Below are 16,749 nucleotides of genomic sequence, written 5' to 3'. Positions count from 1 at the left end.
CTTCAGAATTTTTAATTAATCAGTTCTGCATTAGATGTGCCTGTGGATAATGCCGATATTTCTCTATCCATAAGAAAACCAACCACTGCAATCACTCTGCATTCATCTTTAAATTCACATCCTGTGCATTTACCACCGAGTTTAGGAGTATGAAGGCATTCAACGATTTCTGGAAAGTATGTAACAAGCACACGGAGGTTAACGGACAAATTGTTTTCTTCTTCCATAAAACCTCCTTTCTCAGGCGTGCAGCCTGATATGATTTTTTAATTTAAATTAAGAGGAAATTCATCTAATATCTTTAAGCTTAATTATTCAGAGGGAGTTCCTATGTGAGCATCTGAAGGAGATATTTATTTAATCGCTGCCAAAGCTGTTCAATTAATCATTCCGATGTGTATTATTATCATCATACCAGTTATCCCGCGATGAATGCAAGTCATCTGGAATCCGATAAATTCTTATTTTCAAGAGCTTGTAAGTTTTTTGAACTCTCGTTATTCTCTAATGGAGATAGTAATCTTGTAATTCAGCCACTTTTCGGGTGATTTAAAGCTTAAAATTCAAAAAGTTCAACCTAAATTTTTATAAATTGTGTTAAAATTTTTTATTAATCTTTTGCTGGAGGAATAATGCTGATTATCGGAGAAAGATTAACTATTATCTCAAAAAGAGTTCGTGAAGCAATTTTGAAGAAAGATAAAGAGCCAATTCAGCAGATTGCCATTGAGCAGTGGAAAGCAGGAGCTCACATGATAGAGGCAAACATTGGTCCTGCTGAGGATGACGGAGAGGCTCTTATGGAGTGGATGGTTACAACTATACAGGAAGCAGTGCCACTTCCTGTATCTCTTGATACAACAAATCCAAAGGCAATGGAGGCAGGAATCAGGATTCACAACAATCAATGGGGAAAACCTCTTATAAATTCAGCATCCTTTGATCCTGATAGATTCATAATGTTTGAACTTGCAGCAAAATATAATGCTCCAATAATTGCCCTTACTGCTGGTAAAGGAGGGCTTCCAAGAGATGCTGAAGAAAGGGTTGAAATAGCTGTTCAGCTAATGGAAAAGGCAGCGGAATATGGAATTCCATTAGAAGATATATATCTTGACCCACTGGTTTTACAGATATCTACTTCTCAATATCAGGCAAAGGAAGTGCTACGGGCTATAAAGCTTTTTCAGGAGCTCAATGATCCACCAATGAAGACAATTGTGGGGCTCAGCAATCTTTCAAATGGATGCCCCAAAGAAATAAGACCGATTCTTAACAGATATTTTTTAGCTCTTCTTATATATGAAGGAGTTTCAGCTGCAATAGCAAACCCTTCTGAAGTAATTGAGGTAGTAAAAACAGTTAATGTAATCACAGGTAAAACACTTTATGCCCATTCCTATCTTGAAATTTAGGAGTTAAAAATGAATTTTTCAATACTTAAGGAAACATACTCAGGAAGAATTCCTGAGATACTTTTTGGTAGAGATAAAAAAGCTTTCTTTGGTGGAGAATCTGCTCTACCATTTCATTTTTTTGAAGGAGATTTTCCTCACAGGTCTTTGATTGCCTTTGAAATTCAGGATGATGTGCCTGAGGACTATCCTGAAGAGCTTGTTAGGGTTTACTCCTCAGTATGGGATAATCCTGTTAGATGGGCAAAGTTCTGTGAGTCTATTGGTGCAGAAGCAATTGCTTTAAGGCTTATGACTACTCATCCAGACAGCAAGAATTCCAAACCTGATGAGGCTGCTGATAGAGTAAAAAAACTTCTCTCTGAAATTGATTTGCCCCTGATTATTCTTGGAAGCAATCATACTGAAAAAGATGCAGAGGTTTTACCTGTTGTTGCTGATGCTGCAAGGGGATATAACTGTGTGATAGGAAAGGCACAGGAAGGAAACTATAAAACCATTGCTGCCTCTGCAATGGCAGGAGGTCACAGTCTTATTGCCATGTCTGAGCTTGATGTAAATCTTGCAAAGCAGTTGAATATCTTAATTACACAAATAGGATTCCCAAGAGAAAAAATAATCATAGACCCCATGTGTTCTGCTCTTGGATATGGATTTGAGTATACCTATTCAGTAATGGAAAGAATCAGAATTGCAGGACTTCTTCAGGGAGATAGTATGCTCTGTGTTCCAATGGTTGCTGATGTGGGCTTTTATGTGTGGAAAACAAAAGAAGTGCAAGCAACTGAGGAAGACATCCCTGAGTGGGGAAGCCTTCATGAACGGGCTATTATGTGGGAGGCAGTAACAGCCTGCTCATTTTTGCTTTCTGGAGCAGAGCTTTTGATAATGAGACATCCAGAGGCAATAAAAATTACCAGGAAATTTATTGAGGATTTATATGGCGATTACAGGAATAGAAATATTTAAACTTCTTCCAAAGACAAACTGTAAAAAATGCGGCTTTCCCACATGCCTTGCCTTTGCAATGAAGGTTGCCCAGGGTCAGGCAAACATTGAGCAGTGTCCTGAGGCATCTGAGGAAGTTAAGGCAAAGCTTAAAGAAGCCTCAACTCCTCCAATAAGGGGAGTTGTTTTCGGACTGGAAAATAAATCCATAAAAGTAGGCGAGGAACAGTGTCTTTTCAGGCATGAAAAAAAGTTTTTTAATCCTGCAGTGCTTGCTTTAAAAATAAAAGATGTTGACAAAAATATAGAGGAAAAATTGAAGGCAGTTTTAAATTCTCAAATAGAAAGAGTTGGAGAAATACTCAAGATTGATGCTATTTTTCTTGAAAATGAATCCAATGAACCTTCAAGATTTAAAGAAGCGGCTGAAAAAATAATTAACAAAGCTCAGATACCCATAATTCTTGGAACCTTTAATCCTTATTCTGCAGATCTGGTTTTAAAAGATTTTTCAAATATAAGACCAATTCTTTATGGAGCCAGTGAATTAAACATTGATGAAATGGTAAGTATAGCAAAAAAATACAATGTTCCCTTAACAGTTACAGCAAAGGGAATAGAAAAAGTCATTCCAATGGTTGAAAAACTTCAAAATCTGGGCTTTGAAGAAATACTGATTGATACTCAACCAGATACAGCCATAGAACTTCTTACTGACAACACATTAATAAGACGGGCAGCATTGAAAAAGAGGATTAAGTCCATGGGGTATCCTGTTTTCACACTTCTCAGAGAAAAAGATCCTTTTTATGAAACTGTTCTTGCATCACTGGCTATTCTTAAATATTCATCAATAGTTGTTTTGAATGAAATTACAGGATGGAAAAATCTTGTTCTTTTCACATTAAGACAGAATATATATTCAGACCCGCAGGTTCCAATGCAGGTAAAGCAGGATATATACAAAGTAGGAGAGCCTGATGAAAACAGTCCCATAATAGTTACCACCAACTTTGCATTAACTTATTTTCTTGTAAAAGGAGAAATAGAAAACAGTAAAATTCCCACATGGCTTGCCATAATGGATTGTGATGGCTTAAGCGTTCTTACTGCATGGGCAGCAGGCAAGTTTTCTGCAACTAAAATTGCAGAGTTTATAAAGGAAAGTGGAATTGAAGAAAAATTAAATCATAAGGAACTGATAATTCCAGGATATGTTGCCATGCTTAAAGCTGCCATAGAGGATAAACTTCCAGGCTGGAAGGTTGTTGTGGGAACAAAAGAAGCAAGTGGAATTCCAGCATTTTTGAGAAATTATGTAAGGAACAGGCAATGATAGAAAAATTAATTGAAGTAGCAAAAAAGGGCTTAGAAGATTTATTGAAGGAAACAGAAGGTAAACTGAAAGAAACTCTTTCAGAAAAGGCAGAGAGCTTTTCCTTTGAGCTTCCCGATACAGCCTATGGACTTCCCCTTATCTATGCTCTTGAAGGAATTAAAATCAACAGTCTCTCTGAACTCAAAAAATTTTTTTATGGGATAAAAGAAAGACTTAGCAAATCCACTGATGCAATAACATTATCATTGAACTATCTTTATCTTTCTGAGATTGCTCTATCACTGAATTACATAAACAATGAAGGGATTGATAAATCTCAGGAAATTAAGTTTTATGGATTTCTTGGAGATACAATTCAGAGAACACTTGGAGTTCAGCTTGTTGATGGTAGAATCCCTGCAGTGGCAGTTTTGCTTGGCAAAGTTGAAATTGACAAGCTTCTTTCAATAATTAAAGAACTTCAGGAAAAAAGAATTCTTACTTTTCTAATTGGTGCTGTTGCAGAGGAATTTTTAAAAACAGGACAAAGACATGGCTTTGAAGCTTATGTAGTTTCGGTTGGCACAAAAACAGAGCACACGGTTTTTGTTATTGACTGGGCAGTAAGGGCATCTTTGATTTTTGGAGGGCAGACAGCAGGAGATAAAGATGCAATAATAGATTATGTGAGGAAGAGAATCAATGCCTTTGCAATATCTTTTGGAAGTCTTGATGAAAAAGCAGTTGCTATGGCAGTTGCTGCAGCAGTGCTGGCAATTCCAGTGATAACTGATCAAAGCCTTCCTGATGTTTTAATTCCTGAAATTGCTGAGTATCCTCTTTTAACTTCAGAGAAAGACTACTCAAAAGTTGTTAGAAAAGCAATTGAAACAAGGGGATTGAAAATAGTTGTTGAAAAACCACCAATTCCTGTTTCCTATGGTCCTGCTTTTGAAGGTGAAAGAGTAAGAAAAGAAGACAGTTTCATAGAGTTTGGAGGACAGAAAACACCTGCCTTTGAATGGGTTAGAATGATGGAGGCTTCAGAGATTGAAGATGAAAAGGTTGAAGTAATCGGCACAGACTGGCGTATCCGTTATGAACAGGGCGGAAAAATGCCACTTGGAATTATTGTTAATGTGGCAGGCAAAAAGATGCAGAAAGATTTCGAGCCTGTTATTGAGCGACAGATTCATACATTCATAAATGAGGCTGAAGGACTCTGGCACATTGGTCAGAGGGATATAAACTGGATAAGAATAAGTAAAAAAGCAAAAGAAGCAGGTATCAGCCTTGAGCATCTTGGTTTGATAATAATGAGTATGACAAAGGCAAGATTTCGCAGCATCGTTGACAGAGTTGAGGTTTTGCTTTATGTGGATGAAAAAGATGTTTTAGCTCTGAGAGAGGAAGCAAGGCAGGAATACAGGCGCAGAGATTTAAGACTTGCACAACTTACTGATGAAGAAGTGAATGAGTTTTACTCTTGTCTTCTCTGCCAGAGCTTTGCACCTAAACATGTGTGTGTGATTACTCCTGAAAGGCCCGGGTTATGTGGAGCATTCACATGGCTTGATGCAAAGGCAGCCTATGAGATTGAGCCAACAGGAGGAAATCAGCCTGTTGAAAAAGGTGAGTTGATTGATCATCTCTATGGAAGGTACAGTGGAGTTGATGAGTATGTGAAAAAACACTCTGGAGGCGAAATACAAACAATTAATCTTTACTCTATCATGGAAAACCCTATGACTTCATGTGGATGTTTTGAATGTATTGTTGCAGTTACACCTGAAGCAAACGGAGTTTTAATTGTAAATCGTGGATACAGTGGTATGACTCCTATTGGAATGAAGTTTTCCACAATTGCAGGAATGATTGGAGGAGGAGTGCAAAGTCCTGGATTTATGGGAGTTGGTGTTAATTATATAACTTCAAGAAAGTTTCTCAAAGGCGATGGAGGCATAAGAAGAATTGTATGGATGCCAAAGGAATTGAAGGAAAGAATAAAAGAAAGCTTTCAGAAAAGAGCAGAAGAAGAAGGTATACCTGAACTAATGCAGAAAATTGCCGATGAAACAGTTTGTGAAGACATTGAATGCTTGATTGATTATCTATCTAAGGTTGGACATCCTGCTCTGGAAATGGAGCCAATAATAAAATAAAAAATGGCGGCGAAGGGATTCGAACCCCTGACACGACGGATATGAGCCGTCTGCTCTGACCAACTGAGCTACGCCGCCAAACAATATTAATATATCAAAATCATTATTTTTTTGGCAAACATCTGAAAGAGCTTCACAATTATGCCCTATCACAGGAGCGTCTTGATATAAGCTCCCATGTTTCTTCATCAATTTCATCAAGATATTCAGAGACTTTAAATTCTGCTCCGCACTCACTACAGCAGAGCACGATTCTACTTCAGTAAAAAAATATTAAAACAGAGCTTTTACAGTATTTACACTTTGCGTTTTTTAAAATTCTTTTTCGCACCATAGCTTTTGATCTAAAAATGCTTTAGCTATCATATTACCATTTCTGGTTGTTTTCTGTCATCCTGCAGAATTTGATTTTACGATGCTCTGAACTAAGGTGTAACCAGAGCAAGACGAAAAAATTGAGTTACTGGTTTATAATAAAATTATGCAGAAAACAGGAGTAGCAAATCTACCTCTTCACAGCGGAAAAGCACCACACTGGTTATTTAAAAGAATGGTTGCTCTTTCAAGAGCAATAGTTGAACTAATGATAATAGAACTTGGGAAAGAAGAACTTTTACGAAGGCTTTCTGATCCATACTGGTTTCAATGTTTTGGCTGTGTTCTTGGATTTGACTGGCACAGTAGTGGTGTGACCACTACTGTTACAGGAGCACTAAAGGAAGCATTAAGAGGAGTTGAACATGAATTTGGATTATTCATTGCAGGAGGCAAGGCAAAAAGAGCTTTACAAACTCCGCAGGAAATAATAAATTATGCTGAATACTCTGGCTTTACTCCTGAGCCTCTTATATACGCAAGCAGGCTTTCAGCAAAAGTTGACAATGTAGCAGTTCAGGATGGATTCAGTCTTTATCATCATACAATAATTTTTACTTCAGAAGGGCACTGGTGCGTTATTCAGCAAGGAATGAATGAAAAACTCCATGTAGCAAGAAGATATCACTGGCTCAGTTTTACTCTTAAGAGTTTTGTTGAAGAGCCTCATGAGGCAGTTTGCTGCGATTTAAAAATACCTGTATTAAATTTTACTGCGAAAGAAGCATCAGATTTAAGAAAAGCATCAACTATTCTTTCCTGTGAAAATCCTGAAAAAATTATTAAAGAGATGAAAAAAATTAAAGAACTTAATCTTCCAAAAAGGCATATAGTGAGTTTCTCTGATATAAATCCTGAAAGTTTTTATAAAATCTTTCTTGAGACATATGAGAAACAGCCTTCAGACTTTGAATCTCTTCTTGAAATAAGAGGAGTAGGAGCAAAAACTTTAAGAGCTCTTGCACTTACCTGTGAGCTTTTGTATGGAACTCCTTTAAGCTTTAAAGATCCAGCTCGTTTTAGCTTTGCTCATGGAGGAAAGGATAGAACTCCTTATCCTGTTAACATAACTCTTTATGATAGAACAATTCAGATTTTAAAGAAAGCAATTGAAGAAGCAAAAATACAACGAACTGAAAAAGTTGCAGCCTTAAGAAGATTGGCGAAAATTACACAACTATAACAAGATTATCCCTGTGAATTACCTCATCTGTATATTTATATCCAAGAATTTTTTCAATCTCTGATGTTTTCTTGCCTTTTATCAGTTTTATTTCACAGGATGAATAGTTAACCAGTCCCTTTGCAATTTTTTCTCCCTTTTCATCAATGCAGTAAACCGCATCTCCCACATCAAAATCTCCTTCTACCTTTTTAATCCCTGATGGTAGAAGACTTTTCCCCTCTTTAAGTAAAGCTTTTACAGCACCTTCATCAATGTAAAGATTTCCTTTAGACCTTGTCGCATAGGCAATCCAGCCTTTTCTTGAAGTAACCTTTTCTCTTACAGGCTCAAAGAATGTTCCCACCTGTTTTCCTTCAATAACTGCTTTAATATTTCCATATTTTCTGCCACTTACAATATGAACAGGAATTCCAAAAGAGGTTGCCTTTTTTGCAGCAATTACCTTTGAATACATTCCTCCAGTTCCATATCCTGTAGTTGTTGGTTTTGCTATTTGAGTGAGTTCTTTTGTGAATTCTTTTACATGTTTTATTAATCTGGCATCAGGGTTTTTTTTGGGATCTGAAGTGTATAGTCCTAAAACATCTGATAAAATTATTAAATGATCTGCTTCAATAAGCCCTGAAACAAGGGCTGCAAGCTGATCATTATCACCAAATTTTATTTCATCGGTTGCTACTGTATCGTTCTCATTAATTATTGGTATTACACCCATCTCAAGAAGTGTCAGAATCGTATTCTTTGCATTTACATATCTAACTCTATCGCTAAGGTCATCTCTTGTAAGAAGAAGCTGAGCTATGTGTTTTTTAAATTTTAAGAAATAGTTTTCATACATCCACATCAAAAGAGGCTGTCCAACTGCAGCAGTTGCCTGTTTTTTTCTTATTTCTCTTGGTTTTGTTTTAAGTCCAAGCTTTCTCATCCCTGATGCAATTGCACCAGATGAAACAATTACAGTTTCTACTGATTTATTATGAAGTTCAGCTATCTCCTTTGCAAGATAAAGAATTCTTCTTTGATTAATACGACCTGCTTTGTCAGTTAAAAGATTGCTTCCCACTTTTACAACAATCTTCATCTTTTCAACCTTTCTGAAAGATATCTAAGAAGGCTGTCAATTCCTTCTTTTTTTACAGCACTTACTGGGAAAAAATCAATTCCTTTTTTTTCACAGTATTCTTTAAGCCTGTTCATTCTTTCTCCTTTATAGGCAATATCAATCTTTGTTCCAACTACTGCAAATGGCTTTTTTATGAGAGCAGCACTGTAGAGTTCAAGTTCTTTCTGAATTTTTTCAAAATCATCCACTGGATCAGACTCTAAAAAATCTGATACATCAACAAGATGTAAAAGCAGATAAGTTCTTTCAACATGCCTTAAAAATTGATGCCCAAGTCCTGCACCTTTATGAGCACCTTCTACTAATCCTGGAATATCAGCAACAACAAAGCTTTGGTATTCACCATGTTTTACAACTCCAAGAACCGGAGTAAGGGTAGTAAAAGGATAATCTGCTATTTTGGGACGAGCAGAGCTTATAACGGAAATTAAGGTTGATTTTCCAGCATTTGGAAGTCCGATAAGTCCTACATCTGCCAGAAGCTTAAGCTCCAGAATTATCCATCTTTCCTCACCTTTTTCACCTATCTGAGCATACCTTGGAGCCTGATTTGTGGAAGTTGCAAAATGGGCATTACCAAATCCACCTTTTCCACCTTTTGCCACTACTGTCTGTTTACCTTCCTCATCCAGATCAGCAATTATCTCTTCTGTTTCAGCATCTTTTACAACTGTTCCAACAGGCACTTTTATTATTAAGTCTTCTCCGTCTCTACCTTTCATATTGCTTCCTTTACCGTGTTGTCCCTTTTGTGCCTTGTAAGTTTTTTTATATTTATGATCAAGAAGTGTATGGAGTTCACCTGAAGCCTGAATTATTACATCTCCTCCCTTACCTCCATCTCCACCATCTGGTCCTCCTCTGGGAACATATTTTTCTCTACGGAAACTAACACAACCTCTTCCACCATCACCGGCTTTCACATAGATTTTTACATAGTCAATGAATTTCATGGGATTAAAAAAGGGTGGCATTAGCCACCCAGAGATTTATTGGGCAGGTTCTGTTACTGGATAAACGCTTACTTTCAGTCTTTGCTTGTCTTTTCTTTCAAATTTAACAACTCCATCAATCAATGCAAAAAGAGTATAGTCAGAGCCTACGCCTACATTAGCTCCGGGATGAAACTTTGTTCCCCTTTGACGAACAAGGATATTTCCAGCTTTCACAAACTGTCCGCCAAATCTTTTTACACCAAGTCTTTTAGCCTGGCTATCTCTTCCATTTCTTGAGCTTCCAACACCTTTTTTATGTGCCATTTTATCCTCCTATAATTTCTTTTATTCTTACTTTAGTATACCACTGTCTATGACCTTTAAGTCTATGAATAGCCTTTTTTGATGGAGGTCTGTAGACGAAAACCTTTTTATCCTTTGCAGTTTCAATCACTTCAGCTTTGACTTTTAATCCTTCAATGTAAGGAGAACCTATTTTAACTCCTTCATTGCCCTGAAAAAGTAACACCCTGTCAAATATTACTTCATTTCCTGGCTCAACATTAAGCTTTTCAATTTTTAATACATCTCCTGCTTTAACCTTAAACTGCTTTCCACCTGTTTCTATAATGGCATACATGAAAAACACCTCCTCATGGAATTACTTTATTCAATGGATATTCAACAAATCCTGAAGCACCTGCTTCTTTAAGCTTTGGTAAAAGCTCTCTCACTCTTTTTTCGTTTATTATAACCTCTACGGCATACCAGTTTTCATCATAAAGCTGGGAAATTGTAGGAGAATGTAGAGAATTAAGCAGGCTGAGTACTTTTTTAAGAGACTCTTTGGGAACATTCATTTTAAGTCCTACTTTTTCTTCAGCCAGCAAAGCACCCTGAAGAAGCATTGCTATATCCTGCATTTTTTTCTTTTTCCAGGGGTCTTTCCATGCATTCTTATTAGCAATAAAACGAGTAGTTGACTCAAGAATTGTTTCAATAACGCGTAATTTATTTGCCTTTAAAGAAGCGCCTGTTTCAGTTAAATCAACTATTGCATCAGCAAGATATGGAGGCTTGACCTCTGTTGCACCCCATGAAAAATAAACTTCAGCCTTAATTCCTTTTGATTTTAAATATCTTTTCGTATATCCTACAAGTTCAGTGGCAATTCTTTTACCCTGCAAATCCTCAATAGTTTTTATTGGAGAGTCTTCAGGAACTGCTATAACCCACCGGACTGGTCTGAATCCTTCTTTCGCGTATCTGAGTTCTGCAACCTCTATTACATCCACATTCTGTTCAAGAATCCAGTCATATCCAGTAAGTCCGCAATCAAGATACCCTTTTTCAACATAAACTGGCACTTCCTGGGCTCTAAGAAGCATGGCTGATACTTCCTCATCATCAATTAATGGATAATAAGATCTATGGGAAACATGTATGTTATATCCTGCTTTTTTAAATAATTTCAACGTTGTTTCTTGCAGACTTCCTTTTGGCAATCCGAGTTTTAATAGTTTTTCTTCCATCTTTCTTTAAACCTCCGAAGTAAACTTAGAAATTTTAGTTTAAAATTTTTACGGAAATTCCGTCAACTTTTGTTTTTCCTGAAATTACTGTTTAATTATTTTACTACATACAGGGCAGGCAGGGTCTCTCTGTGCTTTGAAGGCTTTAAACTCTCCTCTCATTCCATCCCATACAAGAAGCTTATTTTTAAGAGGTTTGCCAATTCCCACTATATACTTTATTGCTTCCAAAGCCTGAAGTGCTCCTATTACTCCAGGAGTTGCACCTACCACAGGAAATGTTTCTTTCGGTGGTGCTTCAGGAAAAAGGCATTTAAGGCATGGTGTTTCTGGAGGCTGAATAAAACTTAGCATTCCCTGAATTCCATAGATTGCACCAAAAACAAGAGGAATCCCCTTTTTTATTGCTATTTCATTAAGAATATACCTTGTCTCAAGATTATCCATGCAGTCCATGATTATATGTGAGTCTGCTGTAACTGCATCTACATTCTTAGCTGTAATCTTTTCTGTAACAGGAATTACTTCCACATCAGGATTTATTGAAGTCAAGGTAATCTTTGCTGAGAGGGCTTTGTTAATTCCAATTCTTGTATGGCTGTGCAGTATTTGCCTGTTTAAATTGGTAATTTCTACATTGTCAAAGTCACATATGATTATTTTTCCAACTCCTGCAACTGTAAGATAAATGGAAACAGGACTTCCAAGCCCACCTGCACCAGCAATAAACACAGTGGAATTTTTTAGCTTTTTTTGCCCCTCCTCACCCCATCCCTCAATTAGCATCTGACGGCTATATCTTAAGAAATCCATCCTATCAGCTCCTTCATTTCTCTGAGAGTCTCCTCAGCTACTTTTTTTGCCTTTTTAGAGCCTTCACGGGCAATTTCAATAAGCACAGAAGGATTGTTGATTAAATGCTGTCTTTTATCCCATATGGGTTTTAAACTATCAATTACATGTTTTATAAGAACTTTTTTACAGTCAATGCATCCAATACCTGCTGTAATACAGCCTTCAACTATTTCCCTTTTTTCTTCCTCTGTTGAAAATATCTTATGCAGATCAAAAACAGGGCATTTCTGAGGGTCTCCTTTGTCTGTTCTTCTTTTTCGTGCAGGATCAGTAACCATTGTTCTTATTTTTTCTGTAACTGTTTTTTCATCATCACTTAGATAGATAGCATTCCCATAACTTTTTGACATCTTTCTTCCATCAGTCCCTGGAACTTTTGGAAATTCTGTAAGCAAAGCCTCTGGCTCAGGAAAAAACTCTTTTCCATATAGATAGTTAAATCTTCTTGCAATTTCACGGGAAATCTCAAGGTGAGGAACCTGATCAACTCCAACAGGCACATACTTTGCCCGATAAATTATAATGTCTGCTGTCTGAAGCACTGGATAGCCTAAAAATCCATAGGTATCAAGGTCTTTATCTTTAATCTGCTCTTTTTTTTCTTTATAAGTAGGGACTCTTTCAAGCCAGCCAAGAGGAGTAATCATACTTAAAAATATATGAAGTTCTGCATGCTGAGGCACCTGTGACTGAATAAATATGGTTGATTTTTCTGGATCAAGACCTGCTGCAATAAAATTCATAAGAAGGTCAACTGTCCAGTCCTTTATCTGTGAAGGATTTCCATATCCTGTTGTTAATGCATGCCAGTCTGCAACAAAAAAATAGCATTCATACTTATCCTGAAGCCTCACCCAGTTTGAAAGAGCTCCAACAAGATTTCCAAGATGAAGTGGTCCGCTTGGCTGCATTCCACTTAATACTCTATCCATTTATTCCTCCTAAAAAAGTGAAAGTATGTTTAAAAAAAGTTTGACCATAGGCCATACAAAAACAGTTGTTAAACCTGTAATAATCATGAATATTACAATCAAAGAACCATATGGTTCAATTCTTTCCATAAATTCGGAATATTTTAGAGGTAGCACACCCATGAGAATTCTTCCACCATCAAGAGGTGGTATTGGAATGAGATTAAATGCTGCCAATACAATGTTTATCATTATTGTAGCTCTAAGAATTAAAACTAATGGTTCAAAGATATAATCAGGAATTATGCCCATAAAAGGTAAAACAATCCATTTTAGAATAATGGTGCAAATTATTGCTACAACTAAATTTGCTGCAGGACCACCTGCAGCAGTAAGTGCCATACCAGCACGGGGATTGCTGAAATTATAAGGATTTACAGGAACAGGTTTTGCATATCCAAATACCCACTGACCATTTGTAAAAATAAGAAGAATAAATGGCATAATTATCGTTCCAAAAGGGTCAATATGTGATAAAGGGTTGAGAGTAAGCCGTCCTGAAAGCTTTGCTGTATTGTCACCAAGCCTGTAAGCTACCCATCCATGAGCAAGCTCATGAAAAACAATTGCAATCAATATAGCAGGTGCTGAAATTATAATCTGCCTTAGAATTCCTGGAAAATCCATTATCTTATCCTTATCATTACTTCATCTGGGTTGACCATGTCACCCTCTTTTATATAAATTTCTTCAACTATTCCATCAATTGGTGAATGGATTTCGTTTTCCATCTTCATTGCCTCAACTATTACCACTGTATCTCCAGCACTGACTCTGTCACCTTTTTTAACCTTAATTTTCATTACAGTACCAGGCATTGGAGAGGCTATATCACCAGGCTCTGAAGGTCTTGGCCTTACTGATTCTTTAGGCTTAATCTCCACTTTTCCTTCTTCGCTCGGAACAATCTCCTGTAAGGGTTCAACAATGACCTCAACAAGTTGATTATTTACATAGAGAAAATAAGGTCTTTTACCATCAACTTTATGTCCCTTCCCACCAACTTTAACATGATATGACTCTCCATAAAGATTTATGACAAATTCTGTTGGTGCAAGACTCGGAGCAGGTTTTGCCTCTTCTTTCTCGGGCTGAGGTTCTTCTTTGATTCCTTTTTCTTTTGCTTCAAGGAACTCAAGAAAAATCTTGGGGAAGAGGCAGTAACTGAGCACATCTTCATCAGAACAAGCCTTATCTTTCAGTTCTGCTTTTGCTTTTTCAAACTCAGGCTCAAGCAGATCTGCAGGTCTGCAAGTTATAAATTCTTCATCACCAAGAATTTTTTTTCTTACTTCCTCATTTACTGGCGCAGGAGGCTTACCATAAAGTCCTTTAAAGTAGTTTTTTGTTTCTGTGGTAACCATTTTATATCTCTCACCAGTAAGCACATTTAATGTTGCCTGAGTTCCCACAATCTGACTTGAAGGAGTAACCAGAGGAGGATATCCAAAATCTTCTCTTACACGGGGAATTTCTTCAAGGACTTCCTTTAATCTATGTAAGGCATTCTGTTGTCTTAGCTGATTTACAAGATTGCTCAACATTCCACCTGGGACCTGATAAACAATTACTTTTGGATCAGGTCCAATATATTCGCTTTCAAGATGTTTGTATTTTTTCCGTGTTTCATAAAAATAGTCAGCAATCTCGTCAAGAAGCTCCATATTAAATTTCGGATCTCTTTCAGTTCCTTTAAGTATGTGACATATTGTCTCAAGTGGAGGCTGAGATGTTCCTCCAGCCATTGTTGAGATTGCGGTGTCAACTATATCAACTCCTGCTTCAATTGCCTTAATTGTTGTTGCCACTGCCATGCCTGCTGTATCATGGGTATGAAGATGTATTGGTAGATTTATTTCTTCTTTCAGTTTTTTTACAAGTTCATAGGCAGTGTAAGGATCAAGAAGCCCTGCCATGTCTTTTATACAGATTATATGGGCTCCCATGTCTCTTAGGTTTTTTGCAAGTCCAACAAAGAAATCTATGGTGTAAATTGGTCCTATTGTATAACAAAAGGAAGCTTCAACAACTCCACCATATTTTAATGTAGCCTCTATGGCTTTTTCCATATTTCTTAAGTCATTTAAAGCATCAAAAATCCTGAAAATATCTATACCATTTGCTACAGCTCTTTCAACAAATTTTTCCAGAACATCATCAGGATAATGTCTGTAACCAACAATATTCTGTCCTCTTAAAAGCATTTGAAGCTTTGTATTTTTAACAAGCGCTCTTATGGTTCTTAATCTTTCCCACGGGTCTTCTCTCAAAAATCTCAAACAACTATCAAAAGTTGCACCTCCCCATACTTCAAGGGAGTGAAACCCCACTTGATCCATCTTCTCAGCAATAGGCAGTATATCCTCAAGCTTCATTCTTGTGGCATGAAGACTTTGATGGGCATCCCTGAATGTGGTATCCATTATTTTAACAGGTGATGATTTTGACATCTTTACACCTCTCAATTTTATTTAAACTCTGCTATGAGCAACAATGGCAGCAGACAGTATCACTGCCAGATCAAAGGGATCTTTTTCTTCACTATAAAGAAGACTATTAAGTTTTTCTTCAATGTATTTTGTGCTAAAGTTTCCTTTTCTGAAGTCTTCATCTTCCATGATTTTTATATAAAGCGGAATAGTAGTTTTTACTCCTCTGATTACATACTCACTTAGTGCGCGATGCATTCTTCTTACTGCCTCATCCCATGTTCTTCCTCTGGCAACAAGCTTTGCTAAAAGGGAGTCATAATAGGGTGGTACATTATACCCTTCGGTTACATGACCATCAATTCTAATTCCAAAGCCGCCAGGAGAGTAATAGGCAGTAACAGTACCTGTGGAAGGAAGAAAATCATTCAGAGGGTCTTCAGCATTAATTCTGCACTGTATAGCATATCCATTGAGTGTTATTTCATATTGCTTTATTTCAAGGGGTTCACCATAGGCAATTTTTATCATATTTTGCACGAGATCAATTCCTGTGATTTCCTCTGTAATTGTATGTTCTACCTGAATTCTTGTGTTCATTTCAAGAAAATAGTAGTTGAGATCTTCATCAACAAGAAACTCTACTGTACCCACATTATCGTAACCAACTTCATAGGCAAGTCTCTTTGCTGCTTCTGCCATCTGACATCTTACTTTTTCTGTAAGTAAAAGAGATGGAGCTATCTCTATCAGTTTTTGATGCCTTCTCTGAATTGAGCAATCCCTTTCTCCAAGATGAATAATTTTTCCGTATTTGTCAGCCATTATCTGTATTTCAATGTGATGGGGTCTTTCAAGATATTTCTCAATAAAGACTCTCTCATCACCAAAGGCTTTTTTTGCCTCTGACATGGCAATTGTTATCTGTCTTCGTAACGATTCTTCATCATAACAGATTCTTAAGCCTCTTCCACCACCTCCTGCACAAGCCTTGACCATTACTGGATAACCGATTTCTCTGGCTGCACTCACTGCTTCATCTATGCTTTTTAGAGGGGGTGTTCCTGGCAATAGAGGAATACCAAGCTTTTGAGCAATCTTACGAGCTTCATCTTTAAGCCCCATTTTCCTAATTGCCTCAGGATTTGGTCCTATAAAGGTTATTCCAGCCTTTGCACAGGCTTCTGCAAACTGAGGATTTTCTGCAAGAAAACCATATCCTGGATGAATTGCATCAGCACCAACATTTTTTGCAAGCTCCACTATTCCGTAGATATTGAGGTAGCCTCTAAGAGGACCTGGAGTAACAAGATAGGCTTCATCAGCTTTTTTTACATATCTTGCCGTTGCATCGGGTTCACAATATATGGCAACAGTACGGATGCCCAGTTCTTTACAGGCACGGATTATTCTTAATGCAATCTCTCCTCTGTTTGCAATTAAAACTTTTTTAAACATAGCATGCCTTTCAAAGGTAAATATAAAAATTTTAAATGAAAA

At 37.1% G+C, this 16,749-nt stretch carries 17 protein-coding genes and 1 tRNA gene; 5 read left to right on the top strand and 13 right to left on the bottom strand.

The features are described 5' to 3' along the window. Nucleotides 1–11 precede the first annotated feature (11 nt). Nucleotides 12–227, bottom strand: coding sequence for a hypothetical protein (locus ACYQ3X_RS09825; RefSeq protein WP_460181631.1), 216 nt, complete (start codon nucleotides 225–227; stop codon nucleotides 12–14). Between the two features lie 405 nt (nucleotides 228–632). Here ACYQ3X_RS09825 and ACYQ3X_RS09820 point away from each other — a divergent pair, with 405 nt between their 5' ends. From ACYQ3X_RS09820 to acsB, 4 genes are read left to right on the top strand one after another with little or no spacing between them, the layout of a single operon-like run. Further along, nucleotides 633–1,415, top strand: coding sequence for a dihydropteroate synthase (locus ACYQ3X_RS09820; RefSeq protein ID WP_460181630.1), 783 nt, complete (start codon nucleotides 633–635; stop codon nucleotides 1,413–1,415). A gap of 9 nt (nucleotides 1,416–1,424) precedes the next feature. Next, nucleotides 1,425–2,384, top strand: coding sequence for an acetyl-CoA decarbonylase/synthase complex subunit delta (locus tag ACYQ3X_RS09815; protein WP_460181629.1), 960 nt, complete (start codon nucleotides 1,425–1,427; stop codon nucleotides 2,382–2,384). Beyond that, on the top strand, nucleotides 2,356–3,699 hold the full coding sequence (gene acsC / locus ACYQ3X_RS09810; RefSeq protein ID WP_460181628.1) for an acetyl-CoA decarbonylase/synthase complex subunit gamma: 1,344 nt from the start codon (nucleotides 2,356–2,358) through the stop codon (nucleotides 3,697–3,699). Before ACYQ3X_RS09815 ends, acsC begins: the two co-directional genes overlap by 29 nt. Beyond that, nucleotides 3,696–5,843: an acetyl-CoA decarbonylase/synthase complex subunit alpha/beta gene (gene acsB / locus ACYQ3X_RS09805; RefSeq protein ID WP_460181627.1), complete on the top strand. Its 2,148-nt coding sequence runs from the start codon at nucleotides 3,696–3,698 to the stop codon at nucleotides 5,841–5,843. The genes acsC and acsB overlap by 4 nt, the downstream gene beginning before the upstream one ends. Before the next feature lie 4 nt (nucleotides 5,844–5,847). On the opposite strand, the gene ACYQ3X_RS09800 is transcribed toward acsB, so the two are convergent. Together ACYQ3X_RS09800 and ACYQ3X_RS09795 are read right to left on the bottom strand one after the other, a co-directional pair. Continuing rightward, nucleotides 5,848–5,921, bottom strand: a tRNA-Met gene (locus ACYQ3X_RS09800). A 61-nt stretch (nucleotides 5,922–5,982) separates the two neighbouring features. Then, nucleotides 5,983–6,093, bottom strand: coding sequence for a hypothetical protein (locus ACYQ3X_RS09795; RefSeq protein ID WP_460181626.1), 111 nt, complete (start codon nucleotides 6,091–6,093; stop codon nucleotides 5,983–5,985). A 231-nt stretch (nucleotides 6,094–6,324) separates the two neighbouring features. On the opposite strand from ACYQ3X_RS09795, the gene ACYQ3X_RS09790 reads away from it, so the two are divergent. Then, complete coding sequence (locus ACYQ3X_RS09790) at nucleotides 6,325–7,401, top strand: DUF763 domain-containing protein (protein WP_460181625.1); 1,077 nt, start codon at nucleotides 6,325–6,327, stop codon at nucleotides 7,399–7,401. On the opposite strand, the gene proB is transcribed toward ACYQ3X_RS09790, so the two are convergent. From proB to accC, 10 genes are all read right to left on the bottom strand, one after another. Then, the gene (gene proB, locus ACYQ3X_RS09785; protein WP_460181624.1) at nucleotides 7,388–8,485 is read right to left on the bottom strand and encodes a glutamate 5-kinase; all 1,098 of its coding nucleotides are present in this window, start codon (nucleotides 8,483–8,485) and stop codon (nucleotides 7,388–7,390) included. The two genes, ACYQ3X_RS09790 and proB, sit on opposite strands and share 14 nt — an antisense overlap. Beyond that, the gene (gene obgE / locus ACYQ3X_RS09780; RefSeq protein WP_460181709.1) at nucleotides 8,482–9,480 is read right to left on the bottom strand and encodes a GTPase ObgE; all 999 of its coding nucleotides are present in this window, start codon (nucleotides 9,478–9,480) and stop codon (nucleotides 8,482–8,484) included. Before obgE ends, proB begins: the two co-directional genes overlap by 4 nt. Before the next feature lie 36 nt (nucleotides 9,481–9,516). Further along, nucleotides 9,517–9,786: a 50S ribosomal protein L27 gene (gene rpmA / locus ACYQ3X_RS09775; RefSeq protein ID WP_460181623.1), complete on the bottom strand. Its 270-nt coding sequence runs from the start codon at nucleotides 9,784–9,786 to the stop codon at nucleotides 9,517–9,519. A 1-nt stretch (nucleotide 9,787) separates the two neighbouring features. Then, a complete protein-coding gene (gene rplU, locus ACYQ3X_RS09770; RefSeq protein WP_460181622.1) occupies nucleotides 9,788–10,102 on the bottom strand; it encodes a 50S ribosomal protein L21 in 315 nt (104 codons plus the stop codon). 13 nt (nucleotides 10,103–10,115) lie between these two features. Further along, nucleotides 10,116–10,994 carry an ATP phosphoribosyltransferase gene (gene hisG, locus ACYQ3X_RS09765; RefSeq protein ID WP_460181621.1) on the bottom strand — a complete coding sequence of 293 codons (879 nt, stop codon included), beginning with the start codon at nucleotides 10,992–10,994 and terminating at the stop codon, nucleotides 10,116–10,118. 84 nt (nucleotides 10,995–11,078) lie between these two features. Beyond that, a complete protein-coding gene (locus ACYQ3X_RS09760; RefSeq protein ID WP_460181620.1) occupies nucleotides 11,079–11,807 on the bottom strand; it encodes a HesA/MoeB/ThiF family protein in 729 nt (242 codons plus the stop codon). Next, a complete protein-coding gene (gene trpS, locus ACYQ3X_RS09755; RefSeq protein WP_460181619.1) occupies nucleotides 11,795–12,781 on the bottom strand; it encodes a tryptophan--tRNA ligase in 987 nt (328 codons plus the stop codon). Before trpS ends, ACYQ3X_RS09760 begins: the two co-directional genes overlap by 13 nt. 9 nt (nucleotides 12,782–12,790) lie before the next feature. After that, a complete protein-coding gene (locus ACYQ3X_RS09750) occupies nucleotides 12,791–13,447 on the bottom strand; it encodes a site-2 protease family protein (protein ID WP_460181618.1) in 657 nt (218 codons plus the stop codon). After that, nucleotides 13,447–15,270, bottom strand: a complete 1,824-nt coding sequence (gene oadA, locus ACYQ3X_RS09745; RefSeq protein ID WP_460181617.1) for a sodium-extruding oxaloacetate decarboxylase subunit alpha — start codon at nucleotides 15,268–15,270, stop codon at nucleotides 13,447–13,449. Before oadA ends, ACYQ3X_RS09750 begins: the two co-directional genes overlap by 1 nt. Before the next feature lie 21 nt (nucleotides 15,271–15,291). Further along, on the bottom strand, nucleotides 15,292–16,707 hold the full coding sequence (gene accC / locus ACYQ3X_RS09740) for an acetyl-CoA carboxylase biotin carboxylase subunit (protein WP_460181616.1): 1,416 nt from the start codon (nucleotides 16,705–16,707) through the stop codon (nucleotides 15,292–15,294). Between the last annotated feature and the right edge of the window lie 42 nt (nucleotides 16,708–16,749).

The organism is Thermodesulfovibrio sp. TK110 (assembly GCF_054658355.1).
The sequence above is the reverse complement of the archived record's forward strand: the minus strand, read 5'-3'. Positions and strand labels throughout refer to the sequence as shown.